This is a genomic window from Maribacter sp., assembly GCF_049667165.1.
Taxonomy (GTDB): domain Bacteria; phylum Bacteroidota; class Bacteroidia; order Flavobacteriales; family Flavobacteriaceae; genus Maribacter_A.
In genome coordinates this window covers 1-17,299 of the sequence record NZ_JBATHS010000378.1, presented here as the reverse complement: position 1 = coordinate 17,299, position 17,299 = coordinate 1, and the positions used below count along the sequence as shown (strand labels likewise).

15 protein-coding genes and 1 pseudogene are annotated in these 17,299 nt (G+C 42.4%); 11 read left to right on the top strand and 5 right to left on the bottom strand.

Annotated elements, in window-relative coordinates; all coding sequences use genetic code 11:
* Positions 1-3: 3 nt before the first annotated feature.
* Both WBM98_RS16975 and WBM98_RS16970 read right to left on the bottom strand, forming a co-directional pair.
* A complete protein-coding gene (locus tag WBM98_RS16975; RefSeq protein WP_424367206.1) occupies positions 4-498 on the bottom strand; it encodes a lipocalin family protein in 495 nt (164 codons plus the stop codon).
* Positions 499-597: 99 nt separating this feature from the next.
* Complete coding sequence (locus WBM98_RS16970; RefSeq protein ID WP_424367205.1) at positions 598-2,574, bottom strand: alpha-ketoacid dehydrogenase subunit alpha/beta; 1,977 nt, start codon at positions 2,572-2,574, stop codon at positions 598-600.
* 126 nt (positions 2,575-2,700) lie between these two features.
* Between WBM98_RS16970 and WBM98_RS16965 the strand changes: the two genes are divergently transcribed.
* From WBM98_RS16965 to WBM98_RS16935, 7 genes are all read left to right on the top strand, one after another.
* The gene (locus WBM98_RS16965; RefSeq protein ID WP_424367204.1) at positions 2,701-3,651 is read left to right on the top strand and encodes an isopenicillin N synthase family dioxygenase; all 951 of its coding nucleotides are present in this window, start codon (positions 2,701-2,703) and stop codon (positions 3,649-3,651) included.
* Between the two features lie 61 nt (positions 3,652-3,712).
* Positions 3,713-5,281: a sulfatase gene (locus WBM98_RS16960; RefSeq protein WP_424367203.1), complete on the top strand. Its 1,569-nt coding sequence runs from the start codon at positions 3,713-3,715 to the stop codon at positions 5,279-5,281.
* Positions 5,282-5,320: 39 nt separating this feature from the next.
* On the top strand, positions 5,321-5,647 hold the full coding sequence (locus tag WBM98_RS16955; RefSeq protein WP_424367202.1) for a translation initiation factor: 327 nt from the start codon (positions 5,321-5,323) through the stop codon (positions 5,645-5,647).
* 114 nt (positions 5,648-5,761) lie between these two features.
* Positions 5,762-6,694: a DUF1835 domain-containing protein gene (locus tag WBM98_RS16950; RefSeq protein WP_424367201.1), complete on the top strand. Its 933-nt coding sequence runs from the start codon at positions 5,762-5,764 to the stop codon at positions 6,692-6,694.
* 1 nt (position 6,695) lies between these two features.
* Positions 6,696-7,565 carry a nucleoside phosphorylase gene (locus WBM98_RS16945; RefSeq protein ID WP_424367200.1) on the top strand — a complete coding sequence of 290 codons (870 nt, stop codon included), beginning with the start codon at positions 6,696-6,698 and terminating at the stop codon, positions 7,563-7,565.
* Between the two features lie 101 nt (positions 7,566-7,666).
* Entirely contained in the window at positions 7,667-8,524 is an 858-nt protein-coding gene (locus WBM98_RS16940) for a substrate-binding domain-containing protein (RefSeq protein ID WP_424367199.1), read from the top strand.
* A gap of 77 nt (positions 8,525-8,601) precedes the next feature.
* Positions 8,602-9,042 carry a hypothetical protein gene (locus WBM98_RS16935; RefSeq protein WP_424367198.1) on the top strand — a complete coding sequence of 147 codons (441 nt, stop codon included), beginning with the start codon at positions 8,602-8,604 and terminating at the stop codon, positions 9,040-9,042.
* Here WBM98_RS16935 and WBM98_RS16930 read toward each other — a convergent pair.
* Positions 9,029-9,694, bottom strand: coding sequence for a uracil-DNA glycosylase (locus WBM98_RS16930; RefSeq protein WP_424367197.1), 666 nt, complete (start codon positions 9,692-9,694; stop codon positions 9,029-9,031). The two genes, WBM98_RS16935 and WBM98_RS16930, sit on opposite strands and share 14 nt — an antisense overlap.
* 195 nt (positions 9,695-9,889) lie before the next feature.
* Between WBM98_RS16930 and WBM98_RS16925 the strand changes: the two genes are divergently transcribed.
* Positions 9,890-10,837 carry an aldo/keto reductase gene (locus WBM98_RS16925; protein ID WP_424367196.1) on the top strand — a complete coding sequence of 316 codons (948 nt, stop codon included), beginning with the start codon at positions 9,890-9,892 and terminating at the stop codon, positions 10,835-10,837.
* Positions 10,838-11,156: 319 nt separating this feature from the next.
* Here WBM98_RS16925 and WBM98_RS16920 read toward each other — a convergent pair whose 3' ends face one another.
* Together WBM98_RS16920 and WBM98_RS16915 are read right to left on the bottom strand one after the other, a co-directional pair.
* Positions 11,157-12,233, bottom strand: coding sequence for a DUF6340 family protein (locus WBM98_RS16920; RefSeq protein ID WP_424367195.1), 1,077 nt, complete (start codon positions 12,231-12,233; stop codon positions 11,157-11,159).
* A 26-nt stretch (positions 12,234-12,259) separates the two neighbouring features.
* Entirely contained in the window at positions 12,260-13,309 is a 1,050-nt protein-coding gene (locus WBM98_RS16915; RefSeq protein ID WP_424367194.1) for a DUF6340 family protein, read from the bottom strand.
* A 172-nt stretch (positions 13,310-13,481) separates the two neighbouring features.
* On the opposite strand from WBM98_RS16915, the gene WBM98_RS16910 reads away from it, so the two are divergent.
* The 3 genes and pseudogenes from WBM98_RS16910 to WBM98_RS16900 form a co-directional block, all read left to right on the top strand.
* A complete protein-coding gene (locus WBM98_RS16910) occupies positions 13,482-15,653 on the top strand; it encodes an endonuclease MutS2 (protein WP_424367193.1) in 2,172 nt (723 codons plus the stop codon).
* A gap of 172 nt (positions 15,654-15,825) precedes the next feature.
* Positions 15,826-16,236 (top strand): thiol-disulfide oxidoreductase DCC family protein, encoded by a 411-nt coding sequence (locus tag WBM98_RS16905; RefSeq protein ID WP_424367192.1) that lies wholly within the window; start codon positions 15,826-15,828, stop codon positions 16,234-16,236.
* A gap of 404 nt (positions 16,237-16,640) precedes the next feature.
* Positions 16,641-17,299, top strand: a pseudogene (locus WBM98_RS16900) (mechanosensitive ion channel family protein); the annotation flags it as partial.

The following is a 17,299-nucleotide window of genomic DNA, read 5'->3' as shown; positions in this document are numbered from 1 at the left end:
ATATTATTGATTTTTGGTAAATGAATATACGATAGTAATGGGCTCCCCTTCAACACTAACACGCGATTTCAGAACCATTTGGGAATCTTCGAGGTTGGCAATATCCAAACGATACCCTAAACCCCCTGAAATATCCTTGTATTTTGAATCAATGGCTTTAAATTGCAGTTGCCCTGTATTCAAAATGGACCATCTGAAAAAACGTTCCCCTCCAGAACAATTATCACTACTCTCGATAATATAACTCCCTGTATTGTTATTGTTTCTAAAGTACCATTCAGTACCCTCAAAACATGATGCGTCCGCATCATTGAAGAGTATAGAGGTAAATTTACCCTCATTGTCTTCATAGGTAACCGTGTTCAAAAGCCATGGACCATTAATGGTTTTTTGAAGATTGGCGGTTCCTTTTGTTGAAGGAACTCCCTTTGGGGCATTACAGGAAGCAAAAAGCAATGGTAATAGTACTACTGATAAGAGCATCAATTTTTTCATCATTATTATATTTTTTTAAAACATATATACGTATCAATAATCGAGTTGGATGTATATTTTCGATAAAAAGTAAAGTTTTCAATCTATTTTCGGAGCATAAAGTCAATATGCCAATAACGCCATTAAAGCGTCTTCGAACCGGCTTTTGGACAAATAATTGTCTTCCAGGTTCTTGGCAAAAGGAATTGGGGTTTCTAAACTGGCAACACGTTTAATAGGAGCATCAAGATATTCAAAACAATTCTCGACCACTAAGGCGGAAATATCACTGGCGATACCTCCAAATAGGCTGTCTTCTTGAAGAATAATGAGCTTCCCCGTCTTCTTTACCGAGGTGAATATCGCTTCAATATCCAAAGGCTGTAAGGAGCGTAGATCGATCAAGTCTGCCTGTATGTCTTTGTTTTTATCCAAGGTTTCCATGGCCCAATGTACCCCTGCCCCATAGCTCACAATACTTATATCTTCCCCTTTCTTCAAAAGGCTGGCTTTTCCTAACGGAAGTGTATAATATTCCGTGGGGACATTTTGATAGATACTGCGGTACAATGCCTTATGTTCAAAAAACAATACGGGATTGGGGTCATTGATTGCGGTGGCCAACAGGCCTTTGGCATCATAGGGAAAAGCCGGATACACTACTTTCAGACCAGGTATTTTGGTGAACCAGGCTTCGTTGGTCTGTGAGTGAAATGGTCCTGCCGCCACCCCACCCCCACAAGGCATACGAATGACCACATCGGCTTTCTCCCCCCATCGGTAATACGACTTGGCCAAATAATTGACAATGGGATTAAAACCCGAACTCGCAAAATCAGCGAACTGCATTTCCATAAGGGCTTTCATGCCATTGATCGAGAGGCCCATGGCCGTTGATACAATGGCCGATTCACAAATCGGGGTATTCCGAACACGCGCTTTGCCATAGGCTTCGACAAAACCGGCGGTAATTTTGAAAACACCACCATATTCCGCGATATCCTGCCCAAGGAGAACAAGGTCGTCATGCTTATCCATAGACTGCCGCAGCCCGTCAGAAATAGCGTCGACCAATCGAATGTTCTTCATAATAGAGCCCGGTTCGACCGGTTCATACAGCATCTCTTGATACACATTTTTCACCTCTTTATCCGTATCGGGAATAATTTCACTTTCGGCAAAGGCTACTTTGAGATTATCATCGATCTCTTGGCTGATTTCCTTTTTTAGGGTCGCTTCCTGTTCCTCAGAAAGCAGGTTTTCCATACGTAAATAACGAACATAGTTATCAAGCGGGTCCTTGGCCGCCCACTGCTCCAATAGTTCCTGTGGGACATACTTCGTGCCACTGGCCTCTTCATGACCCCGCATTCGAAAGGTTTTGAACTCCACCAATACAGGCCGTGGTTTTTCGCGCATGTCCTTGCAAAGTGCATCGATCTTGGTATAGACTTCCAGTATATTATTTCCGTCAATGATATGCGATTCCATACCGTACCCCACTCCCTTGTCCGCTATATGTTCACATCTGAATTGTTCATCGGTAGGCGTTGATAATCCATAGCCATTATTCTCTACACAGAAAAGGACGGGCAGCTCCCATACTGCCGCGATATTCAAGGCTTCATGAAAGTCTCCCTCACTGGTAGCTCCTTCCCCTGTAAAAACGGCAGTAACCCGTTTCCTTTTATGTAAAACATCGGCAAGGGCAATACCATCGGCAACCCCTAGTTGGGGTCCCAGATGTGATATCATACCCACTATTTTATATTCCTGGGTGCCAAAATGAAAACTGCGGTCACGCCCATTGGTGAAGCCATTTGCCTTGCCCTGCCATTGTGAAAAAAGTCGATGTAAGGGAATGTTTCGAGTGGTAAATACCCCTAAATTACGATGCATGGGCAGCATATACTCCTCAGGATCCATGGCCATGGCCACACCTACCGAAATGGCCTCCTGTCCGATACCACTGAACCATTTCGATATTTTGCCCTGTCGCAATAAGATCAACATCTTCTCCTCGATCATTCGAGGTTTCAACATCGAGGTATAAAGCTTCAGCTTTAATCCATTATCCAGGTTGTAATTGACATAGTCCATACCAAGTGAAATGAAGCGTTTTTTTTAAGTCGCATAAATGTAATAAAAAAGAAAGCAGGCACGCTATATGGGCCACCCTTTAAATCCAACATAAATTTGTAAATTGGCACCAATTAAAGAACGATTATGAATACCATACCCAATGTGGATTTAAAGGATTTTGTTTCTGGAGATCCCCAACGAAAACAGAAATTCATTACCGAAATAGGGAATGCCTTCGAACAAATCGGTTTTGTGGCCTTAAGTGGACATTTTCTTCCGGATATCTTGGTTGACAATCTCTATACTGAGGTGAAGAATTTCTTCAATCTCCCCCAGGAAATTAAAGATAAATACGAAATCGAGGGTATCGGGGGACAACGCGGATACACCTCCTTCGGGAAAGAACATGCGAAAGGGAGAAAAGAGGGTGATCTTAAAGAATTCTGGCATTTTGGCCAATATGTAGTCGATAACCCCAAACTGGAAGCCGAATATCCCGACAATGTTATGGTCACGGAATTGGAAAAGTTCAATGCAGTCGGTAAGGAAACCTATAAAATGTTGGAAAAAACAGCGAAACATGTACTTCGTGCCTTGGCGTTACATTTAGATCTTGATGAATATTATTTTGATGAGTATATAATGAATGGCAACTCCATTTTAAGGCCCATCCACTACCCTCCTATTACCCAAGAGCCCAAAAATGCCGTTCGTGCGGCCGCCCACGGTGATATTAATTTGATTACCTTGTTAATGGGTGCCCATGGTCGCGGATTACAGGTCATGAACCATAACGGGGAATGGATCGATGCCATCGCCAGACCCGACCAATTGATGATCAACGTTGGTGATATGCTTTCTAGATTGACCAATAACAAACTTAAATCAACGATCCACCAAGTGGTGAATCCCCCTAAGGAATTGTGGGGCACCTCCCGTTATTCCATACCCTTTTTCATGCATCCAATAAGTGAAATGCCTTTGAACTGTCTGGAGCATTGTGTGGACGGGAAACATCCGAAGCAGTTTGAGGATATTACTGCAGGTGAATTCTTGCATGAACGTTTGGTTGAATTGGGATTGATTAAAAAATAATCATTTTTTAATGGAGTATCGTCAAACTGTGTAAGAGCACCCTATGAATTGTTCAAAAAAAATGTTTTGGCTTATCCCTTTTGTCGTTTTGCAATCGTGCACCCAAAAGGAAGCAACAAGAGTGGAACGCTTCCCAAATGTGCTGTTTATATTGGTGGATGATCTTGGGATCAAGGATTTAAATTGTACAGGGAGTACGTATTATGAAACTCCGAATATTGACAAAATCGCAAAAGAGGGTGTGGTATTCACGCAGGGATATGCTGCGAGCCGTGTATGCAGTCCATCAAGAGCCAGCCTAATGACCGGAAAATTTACGGCAAGACATCATATTACGGATTGGATCGGGGCAAAATCAGGTACGGCTTGGCGCGACCTTAAGAGGTACGATAAGTTATTGCCAGCCGAATATACCCATAACCTGTCGAAGGAGGACATCACTATTGCGGAGGCCATGAAGAATGCCGGATACAAAACATTTTTTGCCGGAAAATGGCATTTAGGTAATGAAGGTTCATATCCCGAAGACCACGGATTTGATGTAAATGTTGGAGGATGGGACAAAGGTAGCCCTATGGGTGGCTATTTTTCGCCATGGGACAACCCAAAGCTTGAAAACAGTCAGGATGGGGAGAATCTATCCTTGCGTTTAGCAAATGAAACAGCTCAATTCATCGAACAACATAAAGACACTACCTTTTTCGCCTTTCTTTCATTCTATGCCGTACACGGACCGATCCAAACCACTCAGGATAAATGGAGGAAATACCGGGACAAATCCGTAGCAAGAGGCATAGCCGATACAGGATTTAAAATGGAACGGAATTTACCCATACGTCAAGAACAGGACAATCCTGTTTATGCAGGGTTGGTAGAAACCATGGATGATGCGGTAGGCATTGTGCTGAACACGCTTAAAGAGTTGGGATTGGACGAAAATACGATTGTGGTTTTCACCTCTGACAATGGTGGAGTGTCATCGGGGGACTCCTTTTCAACATCGAACCTTCCTTTTAGAGGAGGAAAAGGGTATCAATGGGAAGGTGGCATACGGGAACCTTATTTCATCAAGGTGCCTTGGTTGAATGTAAATGGAAATGAAATTGACTATCCCGTTTCCGGCACCGATTTATATCCCACTATATTGGATTTGGCAGGTATTGATCTTTTGCCTGGGCAACATTTGGATGGTGTTAGCCTAAAACCTCTGATAGAAGGGGATACTTTAAATGAAAGACCCTTATTTTGGCATTATCCCCATTATGGCAATCAAGGGGGTGACCCTTCTTCGATAATTCGGCAAGGAAAATGGAAATTGATCCATTATTGGGAAGACAACAGCAATGAGCTCTACGATTTGCAACGCGATCCCAGCGAACAATTGAACATTGCAGCCCAAAATACTGAAAAAACGGAAGCATTATACCATAAATTAAACGCATGGCTGAAAGAAGTAAATGCCAATATGCCCGAAGTTGACACAGCCTATGATAAAACCCTTGATCTTGAAAGGGATTCCATGATCCGAGCTGAATTGTGGCCAAGTCTGGAACAAGAGCGTAAGGATATGCTTAAGGAAGATTTTCAGCCCAATGCTGATTGGTGGGGAAGCAAAGTGACAAAGGATTAATAGTGCAGCAATCAAAATGATTGAACAATTAGAGAATAAATGGACTTAAACGATCAACTTAAAAACCTATTTCCGGACCACGTTTCATCTGAAGAACCGTTAACCCCAAAAAAGCCTGATATTTGGCTTCAGGATGACCCGATTATCTGTAAGTATGAAAAACGCAAAGGCAAACCCATTACGATTTTGGAAGGTTACACCGGTGCAGATGACGATTTTAAGAAATTGGCCAAGGAGTTGAAGACCAAATTAAGTGTTGGTGGCACTTTTAAGGAAGGGCGTATCATCATACAAGGCGATTACCGTGATAAAATTATGCAATTACTTCAAGATAAAGGTTTTAATGTAAAACGCGTAGGAGGATAAATAGATACAAACACGAAGTTAATTTTAAAGGGTTGCGTAGTTTTCTGTTAATTTTTTTTGTAATATTCGATTAAATGTTACTTTTATTGGTCAAAACCTAAACTACACCTTAGAATGAGTTCCCTATTACATATTACCAACGGTGACAACCTGACGAATAGATTGGGCTCCATGGACTTAAAAGGAGACATTATCACATGGCGGGAAATGCTTTGTGAAGGACGAACTTTGACCAATGTTGGTAGTGAAACCTTTTGGAAAACACGCTTCGAATTTCTAAACAAGAACTACAAAGTTTCAAAATCGTGGTTTATTGAAAAAACATTAAAGGAATATCGTTCCCTCTGCAATCATAAGCAACAAGATCAAATCGTACTTTGGTTTGAATACGATTTGTTTTGTCAAATCAATATGTTGGCGGTCATCAGTTGGTTAAAGTCCCATCGTAAGTATGCCCATATTACGCTCGTATGCAGTGGCAAGGAAGATGAGACCGATAAATTATATGGCCTTAATGAACTTTCCAATGAAAAACTGATGCAGCTCTATGAAAATAGGATTGAACTTTCACAGGACGACATAGAATATGCGGATTACGTATGGCAATTGTATTGTAGCGACAATCCGATTCGTTTGGAAAACCTTACCGATTTCAACAATTTTCAATTCAATTACCTTTCAGGGGCCATTAAAGCACATTTAAAACGATTCCCCACGATTAGAAACGGACTCAACGAGGTAGAAAACCATCTGTTGCAGTTATCTGTCGATAAAAAACCGAAAACCAAAAAGGAGCTATTGAATACTGTGCTCAAGGATCAAGGCTTGTATGGCTTTGGAGATTCGCAATACGAACGTATCATTTCTACCCTTAAGCCCCTCTACACGTCATTCAATCCCGTACGATTATCCAAAAAAGGCAAGGAAATCCTTGAGGGACAAACCAGTTATTATGCATGCATCCAAGACAATGACGCTTATTTAGGGGGCGCCTTGAAATACAATTACCTGTACAACACGGAATCGGACAGAATACTAAAATTGTAGTATGTTAGAAGCTTCCGAGCTCATTTTGAATGCCGATAAGAGCATTTATCATCTCAATTTACTACCAGAAGACATATCGGATATTATTATCGTCGTGGGCGACCAAAATCGGGTGGCCCAAGTTTCTTCGTATTTTGATACTATCGAGATCAAGAAATCAAAACGGGAATTCATTACCCATACCGGGGTGCTGCATGGAAAACGTATCACGGTTTTATCTACAGGTATCGGCGCCGACAATATCGATATCGTCCTAAATGAATTGGATGCTCTAGCCAACATCGATTTCATTACCCGAACCGTTAAAAAGGAATTTACCCGACTTAAAATTGTGCGTATTGGCACGTCTGGCGCAATACAGCCCGATATTCCTGTCGATTCTTTTGTTTTGAGCGAATATGCCTTTGGTTTTGATGGGGTCTTGCATTTCTATAAGAACGAAGGTATAGTGAACGATGACTTTTCAAAGGCTTTTGTAGATCATGTCGACTGGTCAACCAAAAAACCTTGGCCCTACCTCGTTAAAAGCGATGATGATTTACGTGCCAAGCTTGTATCAAATCGTATACGATTAGGTGTAACGGTTACCAACTCAGGATTTTATGGTCCACAAGGACGAAAACTTCGGTTAGACCTACAGGATCCCGACTTCAATCATAAAATGCAGTCCTTTACCCATGAAGGGATGCAGATTACCAACCTGGAAATGGAATCATCGGCGCTTTATGGACTCAGCAAACTGCTAGGGCATCAGGCGGTCTCCTTAAATTGTATTATTGCGAATCGGGTACTGGGTGAATTTTCACAAAACCCCCGAAAGACCATCGATCATTTGATCGAATACACCTTGCAGCGATTAACCACAGGTTAGGTGTACTGTTTCAACTTATAGATCCCGTTATTGGCAAATCATTTGTAGCATGCTGCAAGTTGATTTTAGTAACTTAGCACTCAGATTCAGAATTAAAACCCATGAAAAAAGTCAGGATAATAGGTGTCCCCGAACATTTTAACTTGCCATGGCATATGGCCATTGCGGATGGCGCTTTTGAAACGCGCGGAATTGATCTAGAATGGACGGATATTCCTGAAGGAACCGGTAAAATGTGTCAAATGCTGAACGATGGGGAGACTGATTTGGCCATAATCCTCACCGAGGGACTGATAAAAAGTATCACGGAAGGAAATCCATCTAAAATTGTACAGGAATTCATTGCCTCTCCCCTGCAATGGGGAATTCATGTTGGGGCCAAAAGCGATTTTAAAGCCATTACCGACTTAAAGAATACAACAGCCGCCATCAGCCGATTCGGGAGCGGAAGCCATTTGATGGCCTATGTAAATGCCCAAAATGAAGATTGGGATACTGAAAACTTGGATTTTTCGGTAATCAACGACGTGAACGGTGCAGTAGCGGCCCTCACCCAAGGGACGGCTGATTATTTTATGTGGGAACATTTTACCACAAAACCCTTGGTTGATAATGGCACTTTTCGTCGATTGGGGGATTGCCCTACCCCTTGGCCTTGTTTTGTAGTTGCCGCAACTGATAAATTCCTTGAAGAAAACAAATCACTTTTAAAACATATTTTGGAAGTCATCAATCTATACACGAGCGAATTCAAACAGATCCCGAGCATAGATCGAACCTTGGCCAACCGTTACGAACAACAGTTGGCAGATATACAGGAATGGCTCTCCCTAACACGATGGAGCCAAAGGCAATTGGAATTGCAAACCCTTGAAAAAGTGCAAGATACATTAATTGACTTAAAGCTGATTGATAAAAAATTAAAGCAAGCTGAAATTTTAGAAAATTTTAATACTTAGGGGCTTGACATGCCCTGATTTCGTTTTTAATTTTAGGACTGAATTAAAATGGAACACTGATTGAATCCTGTATTATTATGAATTCCAGCCTTGTTTCGATAGCGAGATTACTTTCTTTTCTTTTACTGCTGCTAGGTAGCACCAGTTCAAATGCACAGACCTATTATGCCTTGCAAATCGATAGGAATATTCGATTCAAGGCCGCCGATATCACTGCGCAATACCAACCTAGGTTGGTCATGGGTGTGGATCAGGCTTTGGCATTTCAAGAAACGGTTGCTCGGTTTTTGGTGAAGAATAAAGCCGTTGAAGAGGACCTTACCTTATCGCCGAAGGCCAAGTATGAATGGTTGAAGCGATTATCGAGTCGCGAAACTTCTGAAATGGCCGATGTATTGGAATCGTACCGCTGGCAGGAATACATGCGCATAAAACCGGAAATTCAGCCCATCCCCAAACCGGAAAAGGCCAATGGTTTTCAAGATGCCATTGTAGTTCTCGATACTACCAATCAATAGGGTCTTTACCCAACTTCCTTAAAATGTCATTGGTCTTGCTGAAATGTTTGTTCCCGAACCAATATCCCCGATTCGCACTTAAGGGCGACGGGTGGCCAGAGGTAAGGATATAATGCTTGTCCTTATCGATGAGCGCTGCCTTTTTCTTCGCAAAACCGCCCCATAGCAAAAACACAACCCCTTCCTTTTGATCTGAAATGATCTTGATCACACTGTCGGTAAAGGCTTCCCATCCTTTGCCCTGATGGCTACCGGCCATGTGCGCCCTCACGGTCAATGTTGCATTTAAAAGCAATACGCCTTGGTCTGCCCAATGCTCGAGATTACCGCTCTGTGGATAGGGTTTTCCCAAATCGGTCTCGATTTCCTTAAATATATTGATCAAAGAAGGCGGATGGGGAATACCGTCCTGTACCGAAAAACAGAGACCGTTCGCTTGTTTTGGGCCATGATAGGGATCCTGCCCTATGATAACCACCTTGGTTCTTTCAAACGGACTATGATCAAAAGCGGCAAAAATCTGTTTGCCCGGAGGGTAACAGTGATGTTCCATATACTCGGACTTTACAAAATTGACCAAATCCATAAAATAGGGTTGTTCAAATATGGGGCCTAAAGGGAGCTTCCAGCTTTCATGTATACTTACAGTCATTCTAACGGCTTTTCATAATCAATTAGATGCAAGCCTCATTTGGAAATCTAAGTTCCCCACAAAGCATTGCATTTATAGTGGCTTTAAAATTACTTAAAATTCAGGGAACGGGATATGTGTTTCGTCCTTGGTAAAGAGACCAAAATCACCTAACTTCGTTAGCATTAAGGATACGGTTCCACAAATAAGCCCAACATGAAGGAAAAAACGCGAATAAACGGTATTGAACGACGTGTATTTTTACAGCGGGGAGGCCTGTTCGCAGCCTCTGCATTGATTTTACCTACAATCAATTATGGGTTGTTCGGAGCCTCTGAACACTTGGATTCCGAAAGTACGGTACCCACAGTAATGCTCAATAATGGACTGTACATGCCCATGATCGGTTTTGGCACCCATTCCCTTAAAGGGGATACCTGTGTACGAAGCGTTGCAGAAGCAATATCAGTTGGTTTCCGTTTGATCGATACTGCTACCGTGTACGGCAATGAGGAATACGTCGGGGAAGGAATAAAGCAGAGTGGTATATCAAGAGAGGAATTGTTCATTACTTCAAAACTTTGGGTAAGCGATTCCGGGTATGAAACCACAAAGCTGGCTTTTGAGACCTCCTTAATGAAGTTGGGCCTTGACTATTTGGACCTGTATCTTATACATCGCCCAAGAGGAGACGTAAAAGGAACCTGGAAGGCTATGGAGGATCTTTATAAGGAAGGCAAGATCAAGGCGATCGGCTTGAGTAATTTTGAACCGGCACAACTTGATGAATTATTGGCATACGCCACCGTAAAACCCACGGTCAATCAAATCGAAACCCATGTTTTCTTCCAGCAGCAAAAAGCTCATGCCTATTTAAGGCAAAAAAAGATACAAATGGAAGCATGGTCGCCATTTGCCGCAGGTCGTAATGGGATGTTCACCAATCCAACCCTCGCCGCTATTGGTAAAAAGTACAAAAAAAGCAATGCCCAAGTGTGTTTACGATGGCACTACCAAAGAGGGGTCATTGCCATCCCTAGGAGTTCCCAAAAGGCCCATATGATCGAAAATCTGGATATTTTCGACTTTGAGTTGAATGAGGCTGATTTGCAGAAGATAGCTACTTTAGACCTAGATCGCACCCAGTTTCCTGAATGGACTTAGATAAGACATCGATTATCGCTTTATGTTGAAAACTTCGAATAATTTGTATGGGATTTATCTTTAGAATACGTTGAAAAATTTTGAACTATACGTATTGGATGCTATAATCAACCTATGGTAAGCTGGCCAAAGTATAGTGATCAGCATCTCACCATTAAGATTAAATGCTCCCCACATTACTTATTCTTGATCCCATTTTTGGATGGAGTTATACTAAAGTTTCGTTTTTACTTGGAATTGTTATAAATGGACAGTTTAACCCCATAATTAAGTACAAATTTTACGAATAACGGTATGCGAAACATCAAAGATCAAATTCTTAATCCATCTCCAATGAAGCGGATAAATGGCTGCGTTGCAACTGCTGTGCGACAATTTTGTTTTGGGCTATCCGTTCCTTAAGGGCCAAGAGATAGGTAGTGGCCGCTGTATTTTCAGCAAGGTCGATCGCTTTTTGGGCCCATTCCATAGCGCCCTCCAAGTTGCCGTTCATCTCATTGTAAAAGGCCATATTATAACAGGCCTTTGCCTGTATTTTGATTGCGGCATGTGCGGTTTCCTGCTCCCAGAGCTCAGCGGCGGCATGCCAGTTTCCATCGGCGGCCAATTGTTTGGCTTCCATAAATTTTTCAGTACCCCGTACGTAATAATCCCGTACCAATTCTTTTTCTTGTGGCAATAACCGTTTTCCATACGAACTACCCGCTTGCATACTCTGTTCCAGCACTGCATCCCTACGATCTGTTATAGCATTCAAGGCATACATAGGATTTGTGCCTTGTGCGGTAGAGGTAATTTGTTCATTGAACACCAACTCATCCAATACCGTTTTATGGTACGGGTCATAGATACGCCATCCGTTTTCGATCAATGTTTCCAAGGTAACTTCATGCCCGGGAACCTTTACCATTTGCCGCATCATATTCTGTTCTTCGACAGCGGTCTTTTTTAAGGATAATTGGGTATCAGCCTCATAATACGCCAAGGAGAAAATGGCATCTACCTTATGGGTGTCACAAATCTCCTTTATGGTTTGCCACGGAATATTTTCTGAGGATACCAGACCATCCCCACCAATATTCACATCGGCAATCAATTGAATGGCGTCAAATCGTTGGTCTTTTTGCAATTCTTCAAAGAGACCTGTAATCGCCGCACTTATCCCTTCTTTTTCCAAATTTTGGTAACGTTGGGAGAGCATCTGCTCTAAACGGGACTTGAATTCGCTTCTTGGGCTGGCAGTACTTTCATTGATAATACCGATTTTGGTGATATTGGTTGCCAAGTCCACCGAAGCAGGTTCAAGGGCACTTAAGGTATGTTGTTTGGTCGCACTACAACTTGTAGCTAATGCCAAAACACCAAAAATTGCAACATATACGTATTTTTTTACCATGATACGGTCATTCTATGTTTATGATTCTATTTCGACAATTGCGCTTCCAATCGTCTTTGCTGGTTCACCCGGTATCTTAAGATATTCAAATAGGACAGGGCATCATTGATCTTGTAATCGGTGTACGATTTTGAGGCCCAATCGATCGCCGTATCGAGGTCACCATTGATTTCGTGGCTTATGGCCATATTATAACAGGCCCTTCCAGCCACTTTGGAGTCCGTATTCGAGGTCTCCAATTTCCAAAGTTCAGCGGCACCATCCCAATCACCTGCCTGGGCCCTTCGCTGTGCTATTTTGAAATTCTCGGTACCGCGAACGAAATAATCACGGTTTACCCGGTGTTTGTAAGGAATTAAGCGTTGAGCATAATCCATGCCCGTGTACTTGCTTTGGTGCAAAACGGCTTCCTTTCTACCTAAGATGGCCTCATATGCCTTTATGGGATTGATTCCTTTTCCCGAAGAAACGACATGGTCACTAAAAACCAGTTCATCGGCAATGCGTCTGCTGTAAGGGTCATACACGCGCCATCCATTCTCTATCAAGGTATTCAAGGTCAATTCGTGGGCCGGGACCGCTATAGCAATCCCGAGATCATTGGGAATTTGCATGGTGGTGGCTGTATAAGCCACTTTGGTATCGGTATCATAGAATTCCAAGGAGAATAGGGCATCGACTTTGTAGTGTTCGCAAAGGGATTCAATTTCATTCCAGGGTATCGTGGTTGGGAAAACACCCAGCCCTTTCCTTACACTTGGTAATGCATCGATGATGACTATTTCTTCCAAGTTCTGGTTTTGTTGCAATTGTTCTTGCAAGGCAATAATAGCGGCTTCGGCACCTTCCTTGTCAAGGTCCCTGCCTTCCACCGATAGGATTTTATCAATTTTATCGGCTATTTCGTTCCTCTCGGTAGGCAGACTGCGATTAATGATTCCGATTCGGGTCACCCCTTTAGAGAGGGTTACGGGAGCAGGCTCTACGGCGCTCATGGTCAGGTTGTTGGTGGCACTACAGCCCATTAAAAGCAACGTAATACTGACAAAAAGTAGGATTTGGTTTAGGCACTTCATTCAATTGGATTTTGTATACAACGTTAAAATGGGGGATTATCGTATGTAAACTCTTGCTAATTATGGGCTAAGTCTATGATTTATAATCATTTCGAACTATAAATAGCGTAAGAAGGGATTCAGTTCCGCATATCGGCCCTAAATAGTACCTTTGTCATCGATTATCAACGCAATGTCAAAAATTCATTCCAAAACATTACAAGACCTGGAGTTCGATACGGTGTTACAACAGCTTGCTGTTCGCTGTACTACCGAATTAGGCAAACAAAGAGCGTTGCAAATAACGCCATTGCCAGATGTTGAGGCCATACATAGAGAACTGGGCCAGACTTCGGAGTATGTGTCTTCCCTGGTCAGTGACAATCGAATTCCCAACCATGGTTTTGACAGCATAGACGGCGATCTGAAATTATTGAAGATCGAGAACACCACATTGGAAATCAGTGGATTTCGGCGTATAGGGAGTATTTGCAAGACCGTGACCGAGCATAAGAAGTTCTTTAAAAAATTTCAAGAATACTTCCCCATGTTGTTCGAGGCCAGTGTTGAAATACAACTGAATACGGAAATCCCAACCCATATTGATGGGGTAATCGACCGGTTCGGGGAAATTAAGGATACCGCTTCAGATCGATTGTTCAGCATTCGTCAAGAGATCAATCAGGTCAAAGGCAAGATCAACCAAAGTTTTTCCGCTGCCCTTAATCTTTATAAAACATCGGATTATCTCGATGATATACGAGAGTCCGTCGTTGAAAACCGTAGGGTTTTGGCGGTAAAGGCCATGTACCGTAAAAAAGTTAAGGGTTCCGTCATGGGGGCATCCAAAACGGGCAGCATTGTCTATATCGAACCCGAGGCGGCCTTGAAATACAGTAGGCAACTCAATAATCTGGAGTTTGATGAAAAGGAAGAAGTGCATCGCATCTTAAACGACCTCACTGCACGCATTCGCCCATTCGCCCCTGACCTATCGGCCTATCAGGAATTTTTGGCCCATATGGATATCACTGCGGCAAAGGCAAAATATGCCGCGGAGATGAACGCCATTCTGCCGAAGATAAGCGAGGATAGGAAGATGTTCTTACGGGATGCCTATCATCCTTTGTTGTATCTTAACAATAAACTGAAACGGGACAAAACCTATCCGCAGACTATAGCATTGCATCCCGAAAACAGGATCATCGTTATTTCGGGTCCCAACGCCGGTGGAAAAAGTATTACCCTAAAGACCATAGGTCTGCTTCAGTTGATGTTGCAGAGCGGATTGCTAGTGCCCTTACATGAACGTTCGACCATGTGTCTTTTTGAAAAGATCTTGACCGACATCGGGGATAACCAATCTATCGAAAACCATCTTAGCACTTATAGTTATCGTTTAAAGAACATGAACAACTTTTTGCGTAAATGCAATGAGCATACACTCTTCTTGATCGACGAATTCGGCACGGGCAGCGATCCCGAACTTGGAGGCGCCTTGGCGGAGGCTTTTTTAGAGGTATTCTATGAACGTGGTGCCTATGGTGTTATCACGACGCATTATGCCAATTTAAAAGCCCTTGCCGATGAATTGCCCCACACGACCAATGCGAACATGTTGTTCAATGCAAAGACCTTGGAGCCTACCTTTCAATTGGTATTGGGTGAGGCTGGTAGTTCGTTCACGTTTGAGGTAGCACAGAAAAACGGCATCCCCTACTCTTTGATCAATAAGGCAAAGAAGAAGATAGAGCGCGGAAAAGTGCGTTTTGATGCCACCATAGCCAAATTGCAAAAAGAACGCAGCAAAATGGCTGAAACAGGCTCTAAACTGCATGAAGAGGAGGTCAAGGCAAGGGAAGAAACCAGAAGGTTGGAGGAATTGAATTCTAAGATCCAGTCCAAATTGGAGAATTACCAGGAATTATATGATTATAACCAACGGATGATCTATTTGGGGAATAAGGTGAACACCGCTGCCGAAAAGTATTTTGAGGACAAGAAGAAACGGGTATTGGTTTCCGAACTTTTACGGATAGTAGAGACAGAGAATAGCAAACGTCAAAAGAAATCGGTGCGGGAGGTCAAGGCGGCCCGTGTGAAGAAGGTGCAAGTGGCCCAGGAAGTTGAAAAAAAGGTCAAGGTCATCCGGGAAAAAAAGAAGGTGGCCAGGAAAAAAGCAGTGGTTGCCGAGAAAAACAAACCGCGTCCGGTTTTCAGGATTGGGGATCGGGTGCGGATGGTAGATGGTAAGGCCGTAGGTACTATCGATAATCTGGAAAAGAACAAGGCCATAGTGAATTATGGCATGTTCACCACCAATGTAAGTGTGGACCAATTGGAGTTGGTGGAGGCCAAAAAGTAATGAGGATACTCCCCTATTTTGAGATATACGTATCTATAATATCAGTTAGTTACGATAAATCGTATATGATTTTGCCTGGGATTATCATACTTAGAATGGGTGCCTGAAAATTAGTCTTATTGTATTATATTGAATTAAATGGATTCCCATCTCAAAAGCGGAATTAAGAAATATGGTAACAGGAAAAAAAATAGTATTGTTTGATGGCATATGCAACCTTTGCAACCGTTCCGTACAGTTTATCATAAAACGTGATACGCAAGATGAATTTCGTTTTGCTACCCTACAAGGGGAAATTGGGCAACGCCTAATCTTGGAACGTACTATTGATACATCGAAGGTCGATTCCATCATCTTGATCGAGCCCGGAGTGGCGTATTATGTGAAATCGGACGCCGCCCTGGCAATCGGAATGCATTTAAAAGGTTATCGTACAATTTCAAAGGTATTGAATTTGATTCCCAGCACATTACGGGATATCGTATATGATTTTGTGGCTAGAAACCGGTACTCATGGTACGGAAATAAGGAACAGTGCATGATTCCCACACCTGAAATTAAGGCCAAGTTTTTGGATGCCTAAGCGAAAAGTTAGTTTGGTAGCTTATTAATATCAGGAAAATACCAATAGGTCAGTAAAGGATAGGTCCGTTTAAAGGGTCTGAAAGAAGAGCTGGATATACCGAAACAGGTTGGTTATGCCAATCTTAGTAAAGAGCGCTATAACAAGTTATGACTTCTCGGTGCAGTCAAAATGACTAACCAGACCGCACTAATTGTACTTACCTCATCGAAACCAAACGCTCCCTAATATTACCCCGAGGTTGCCGAAGTATAGGTTTTTATCAGAAACAGGACCATTTCACTATAACCGTCCCTCATATAAAGTATGCCTTACAGCGTGTCAAATCAGTCATGATCCACTACTTTTGCGGCAGTATTTAAGGGCTGGCATAAAGCGTATAACAGACCCTAAAATTGCATGGAATGAAACAGATATCGCATTTGATTTATGATTTTTTAGTCGACAAAGGAATCTCCACATCCTGGGCAGAAACCCTCAATATGCTCCTATTGCTATTGATAGTACTGATCGTACTATCAATAATCGACTTCTTTTTGCGAAGAGTAATCATAGGATTGTTCATTCGATTTTCAAAATCATCCGCAACACGTTTCGATGATTTATTGGTCAAGAACAAGGCACCGCGAAATTTTGCCCATATCATTCCAGTGGCCCTCGCCTATAAGGCGGTACCTGGAATTTTCATGGATTTCCCAAATACAGAGATCTTTTTCACCAAAACTTTGGAGGTTTTTGCCATCGTGCTGTTCCTTTGGATCATACGCAGTTTGTTACATACCGCCAAAGATTTTTTGAAAACAATACCCAGCTTAAAAGACAAGCCGATCGATAGCTATATTCAGGTATTCATGATTTTTGCCTGGGCCATTGTCTCGTTTTATATCTTTTCCATTGTCTCTGGTATGGAATTATGGAAATTCCTAACCGCCTTGGGTACGGCCTCTGCCGTGATCATTCTTATCTTTAAGGATACTATATTAGGCTTTGTGGCCAGTATACAGGTTTCCATCAACGATATGGTACGTATTGGGGATTGGATCACTTTTGAGAAATATGGAGC

Bases quoted from the DNA above. Each gene is read 5' to 3' on its own strand.
- WBM98_RS16915 (WP_424367194.1), bottom strand. From the start codon at position 13,309: ATGAAGTGCCTAAACCAAATCCTACTTTTTGTCAGTATTACGTTGCTT.
- WBM98_RS16960 (WP_424367203.1), top strand. From the start codon at position 3,713: ATGTTTTGGCTTATCCCTTTTGTCGTTTTGCAATCGTGCACCCAAAAG.
- WBM98_RS16925 (WP_424367196.1), top strand. From the start codon at position 9,890: ATGAAGGAAAAAACGCGAATAAACGGTATTGAACGACGTGTATTTTTA.
- WBM98_RS16905 (WP_424367192.1), top strand. From the start codon at position 15,826: ATGGTAACAGGAAAAAAAATAGTATTGTTTGATGGCATATGCAACCTT.
- WBM98_RS16975 (WP_424367206.1), bottom strand. From the start codon at position 498: ATGATGAAAAAATTGATGCTCTTATCAGTAGTACTATTACCATTGCTT.
- WBM98_RS16955 (WP_424367202.1), top strand. From the start codon at position 5,321: ATGGACTTAAACGATCAACTTAAAAACCTATTTCCGGACCACGTTTCA.
- WBM98_RS16930 (WP_424367197.1), bottom strand. From the start codon at position 9,694: ATGACTGTAAGTATACATGAAAGCTGGAAGCTCCCTTTAGGCCCCATA.
- WBM98_RS16940 (WP_424367199.1), top strand. From the start codon at position 7,667: ATGAAAAAAGTCAGGATAATAGGTGTCCCCGAACATTTTAACTTGCCA.
- WBM98_RS16910 (WP_424367193.1), top strand. From the start codon at position 13,482: ATGTCAAAAATTCATTCCAAAACATTACAAGACCTGGAGTTCGATACG.
- WBM98_RS16935 (WP_424367198.1), top strand. From the start codon at position 8,602: ATGAATTCCAGCCTTGTTTCGATAGCGAGATTACTTTCTTTTCTTTTA.
- WBM98_RS16920 (WP_424367195.1), bottom strand. From the start codon at position 12,233: ATGGTAAAAAAATACGTATATGTTGCAATTTTTGGTGTTTTGGCATTA.
- WBM98_RS16945 (WP_424367200.1), top strand. From the start codon at position 6,696: ATGTTAGAAGCTTCCGAGCTCATTTTGAATGCCGATAAGAGCATTTAT.
- WBM98_RS16965 (WP_424367204.1), top strand. From the start codon at position 2,701: ATGAATACCATACCCAATGTGGATTTAAAGGATTTTGTTTCTGGAGAT.
- WBM98_RS16970 (WP_424367205.1), bottom strand. From the start codon at position 2,574: ATGGACTATGTCAATTACAACCTGGATAATGGATTAAAGCTGAAGCTT.
- WBM98_RS16950 (WP_424367201.1), top strand. From the start codon at position 5,762: ATGAGTTCCCTATTACATATTACCAACGGTGACAACCTGACGAATAGA.